This window comes from Psychrobacter faecalis (genome assembly GCF_016107575.1).
GTDB classification, from domain to species: domain Bacteria; phylum Pseudomonadota; class Gammaproteobacteria; order Pseudomonadales; family Moraxellaceae; genus Psychrobacter; species Psychrobacter faecalis.
Window position 1 is genome coordinate 1 of record NZ_JABAST010000081.1, and the last position, 1310, is coordinate 1310.

Here is a 1310-nt window from a genome sequence, read left to right on the forward strand (position 1 = left end):
TGAACCGCCCCGAGATTGTCGGAGACTCAACTTTCTGAGAGAATACGACAATGAAAACACGAAACTATACCCCTGAAATGAAAGAACGAGCCGTCCGTATGCTAGTTGAAGCTAAAGACGACTACCCATCTACATGGTCAGCCATCAAAGCCATAGCACCAAAGATAGGTTGCACGCCTGAGACCCTACGATCATGGCATAAAAAGCACATTGATAAAACCATTCCTGCAAAGATTCAAGCTCAAAGCCAAGCCGAGCGCATCAAAGAGCTTGAACGTGAGAACAAAGAATTAAAACAAGCCAATGAGATCATAAGGAAAGCAGCCGCTTTTTTCGCCCAGGCGGAAATAGACCGCAAACCTTAGTGATGGTTCAATTCATCGACGAGAATAAATCTATTTATGGCATTCCAGCTATTTGTAGAGTCTTGCCGATTGCCCCATCCACATACTATCGTACCAAAGACTTAAACGACAATCCGGAGAAGCGTTCACAGCGTAGTCAGCATGACGATTTCTATCTAAATGAAATCAAACGTATTTGGAAGGACAGCAAATGCCGTTATGGTACTCGTAAAGTCTGGCAACAGTTGAAAGCAGAGGGTATACATCCTGCACGCTGCACTGTAGAGCGTTTAATGCGTCAGCATGGAATGCAGGGTATTTGGCGAGGTAAAGGTAAGATAACGACTAAGTCTCGTGACGATCAAAAGCGTGCTGATGATTTGGTTAATCGTAACTTTAATGCCCATCGCCCTAACCAACTATGGGTTGCTGATTTTACCTATATAAAGACACTGAGTGGCTGGGTATATACCGCCTTTATCATTGATGTATTTGCTCGCGCTATCGTTGGCTGGAAAGTATCAGATCGTATGAACACTGATATGGTGATGGCAGCACTAAACCAAGCCATTGCAGACAGAAACCATCCTAAAGATGTCATTCATCATAGTGATCGCGGCGTTCAGTACTTATCAATTCGCTATACTGATAAGATGGCTGATTCTGGCGTCATTGCATCTGTTGGCACGACAGGTGATTCATACGATAATGCGTTGGCTGAAACGGTTAACGGACTTTATAAAACGGAGGTGATTGAATATTTAAAACAGCAGTGGCAAGGTGTGAGTGATGTTGAATTAGCAACCCTTGAATGGGTCGATTGGTTTAACAAAACTCGCATTCATAGTACGATTGGCTATGTGTCGCCTTTTGAGTTTGAGAGACGATACTATGATAGTTTTATTGAGTCAGACAAAGCTGCCTGACTCAAGCAATCAAGTCTCCGATATAGTCGGGGCGGTTCAG

The 1310-nt window shown here is 43.6% G+C and carries 1 protein-coding gene and 1 other annotated feature; the gene reads left to right on the top strand.

Annotated elements, in window-relative coordinates; translation table 11 throughout:
• Window positions 1–50: 50 nt before the first annotated feature.
• Window positions 51–1270, top strand: a protein-coding gene (locus JFC07_RS12995) for an IS3 family transposase (RefSeq protein ID WP_369811280.1) whose coding sequence is annotated in 2 segments (ribosomal slippage) — window positions 51–336 and window positions 336–1270 — 1221 coding nt in all. Because the reading frame shifts where the segments join, the coding sequence is not laid out codon by codon here.
• Window positions 326–442, top strand: a sequence feature (AL1L pseudoknot). It overlaps the preceding gene by 117 nt.
• Window positions 1271–1310: the final 40 nt, after the last annotated feature.